Annotated in this window: 2 protein-coding genes; both read left to right on the forward strand. The window is 43.8% G+C overall.

The window, feature by feature from the left end; all coding sequences use genetic code 11:
- The first annotated feature begins 198 nt into the window (after nt 1–198).
- Nucleotides 199–1,836, forward strand: coding sequence for an ABC transporter permease (locus tag IM479_RS20470; protein ID WP_287684270.1), 1,638 nt, complete (start codon nt 199–201; stop codon nt 1,834–1,836).
- Between the two features lie 357 nt (nt 1,837–2,193).
- Nucleotides 2,194–2,619 (forward strand): photosystem I reaction center subunit II PsaD, encoded by a 426-nt coding sequence (locus tag IM479_RS20475; RefSeq protein WP_287684269.1) that lies wholly within the window; start codon nt 2,194–2,196, stop codon nt 2,617–2,619.
- The last annotated feature ends 327 nt before the right edge of the window (nt 2,620–2,946 follow it).

Below are 2,946 nucleotides of genomic sequence, written 5' to 3' on the forward strand. Positions count from 1 at the left end.
GGGCATACCGGAACCTTTGGGCTAGATCCAATAAACGCTTGGGGAGAGAATACCTCTACTTTTTCAGAAGCAATTCTGTCTTTCGCAAGTAATCTCTGTGAACCAAGAATCCCCGTCTCTTTAGAGCGGGGAGTGTCAATCTATCAGTCCCTAGGATTTGCCCCCACCTTAAAAATTGCTTTAACAATCTTATTAAAAATGTTTTTTCTGAAAAAATCTCGCTCTTTTTTTAGACAGGGATGGACAATTGCGGTTTTACTAATTGCCCTGCTTGTGTCCCTGCCGATTTTATCGGTTGCCAGTAGTTTATTAACTAATTCCAGTCAAGTCTGGCAACATCTGATCGAAACTGTTCTCTGGGATTATCTAGTTAATTCTTTTTGGTTAATGTGGGGGGTGGGCAGCGGCGTTTTAATCATCGGTGTCGGCACAGCTTGGTTAACAACGATGTGTCAATTTCCCGGTTGTCAACAATTTCAATGGTTATTATTACTACCCCTTGCCGCTCCTGCCTATCTCTTGGCCTATACTTATACCAATATGATGGACTATTTTGGTCCGGTGCAGACGTTCTTAAGAAGTGTTTTCGGTTGGAATAGTGTCGAGGATTATTGGTTTCCTAATATCCGTTCTCTCTGGGGGGGGATTCTGATGTTAATTCTTGTGCTTTATCCCTACGTTTATCTGTTAGCAAGGGTGGGTTTTTTAGAACAATCTGTCTGCACGGTGGAGGCAAGTCGCTCCTTGGGATGTAATCCTTGGCGCAGTTTTTTTACTGTTGCTTTACCCCTAGCAAGACCGGCAATTATGGCGGGATTAGCCCTAGCTTTAATGGAAACTCTTAACGATTTTGGTACGGTGCAGTATTTCGGAATTAATGCTTTTACCACGGGAATTTATAATACTTGGTTCGGTATGGGAGATCGCATAGCAGCGGGGCAGTTATCAACAGTTTTAATGGTATTTATCCTCGTTTTAGTTTTCCTCGAACAATCCTCCCGTCGTCAAGCTCGTTACTATGAAATGACCAATCGTTTCCAGTCACCGACTAAGTACGAACTAGGATTTGTTCGTAGTTTCTTGGCAATGATCGCCTGTTTTTTACCAGTATTTCTTGGTTTTATCGCCCCTGCTTTCTATCTGGTCTATCTAGCCTTTAATCATGCCCAAGAAACTTTTAACAATGACTTTCTTGGTTTATCGTTAAACAGTTTTTTTCTGGCTAGTTTAAGCGCAATTATTGCGGTAGTTTTAGCTTTAATTCTCGCCTACGGGGAAAGACTTAATCAGAATAAAACTATTAAGGGTTCTGTGCGGATTGCGTCCGCTGGTTATGCTATCCCCGGCATTGTTATTGCCGTGGGGGTTTTAATTCCTATCGGCAAATTAGATAACTTTTTAAATCAAGGATTAAATATCAATTTAATTCTGAGCGGCACGATTTTCTGTCTGATTTTTGCCTATATTGTCCGGTTTTTAGCCGTAGCTTTCTCCACGTTAGAATCGAGTTTAAGTAAAATTAAACCTAGTTTAGATGATGCTTCCCGCAGCCTTGGCTATGGCACTGGTGCCACTTTAATTAAAGTGCATATTCCTCTTTTGTCGGGGGGATTATTGACGGCGGCTATGTTAGTTTTTGTCGATGTGATGAAGGAATTACCGGCTACTTTGGTCTTAAGACCTTTTAATTTTGATACCCTAGCGGTGCGCGTTTATCAATACGCCAGTGATGAACGTTTAGTGGAAGCGGCGGCGCCGGCCCTGGCCATTGTCTTAGTGGGATTAATTCCGGTAATTTTTTTAAGTTGGCAAATTTCCCGACGGGCGATCGATTAAAGTGGCGGCCGATTCCTGGGCAAGTTGGCGATCGGCCAAGAGCTTAGTTCTATCTGGCTGAATAAATCTAAAAACCTTGTGGGATAATATCTTTAGGCTTTTTTAAAATCAAAAAGTGCCAGTCCTTGCAGTGATCGGGGGGAAAATTTAGGCACTTTTTCCCTGAAAATGGGTAAAACCCCACACCCCACACCCCACACCCTGCCTCCACGAAAAACTTTTTCGGTAAATCCTAGTTCTATAGTCTAGTACAAAATAATGTTACAGTTCTTGACAAGACTACTAGAGAGGGGGGGTGTCAGTGATAGGATTCCCTAAAACCCCTTTTCTTTATTTTTGTAGAGAGAACAAAACCCTATGACAGAACTTTCTGGAAAAGCTCCTAAGTTCGGTGGCAGCACGGGCGGTTTACTCGCCAAAGCCGATCTGGAAGAAAAATACGCCATCACCTGGACAAGCAGCAAAGAACAAGTCTTTGAAATGCCCACCGGTGGCGCCGCTATCATGCACGAAGGCGAAAATCTCCTCTATTTGGCCCGCAAAGAACAGGCGCTCGCTCTTGGTACCCAATTGCGGACGAAATTTAAGCCCAAAATCGAAGATTACAAAATCTATCGGATTTACCCCAGTGGTGAAGTGCAGTATCTCCACCCTGCTGATGGTGTCTTCCCCGAAAAAGTTAACGCCGGTCGTGAATTTTTCGGCAAAAAAGACCGCAATATCGGCAAAAACCCCGAACCAGCGACAATTAAGTTCTCTGGTGTCACTCCCTACGAAGCATAAATAATCCCTAAAATCGAGAGTGGGGAGTTAGATTTAGCAGCTATTTGGCCCTAAGATTTAACTTCTGACTCTCGATTTCTCTTATAGCAATCGGCAATAAATTGCTAGTTAGGGTTTGCTGAATAAGTTTTTCCTGGGGTTAGGAGTTAGGAGTCAGTATTCTCCGAGTCAGGAGATAGGGTGGTTACTGCGTGTGCGTTGCGGGGGGTTTTGGGGTTTTGGGGTGTTAGGGTGTTAGGGTGGTCACTGCGTGCGCGTTGCGGGGGGTGTTAGGGTTTTAGTTGAAATTCCCCCACTTCCCCACTTCCCCACTTCCCCACTTCCCCA

Origin of the sequence: Microcystis sp. M165S2 (genome assembly GCF_020245885.1) — a bacterium.
GTDB lineage: Bacteria > Cyanobacteriota > Cyanobacteriia > Cyanobacteriales > Microcystaceae > Microcystis.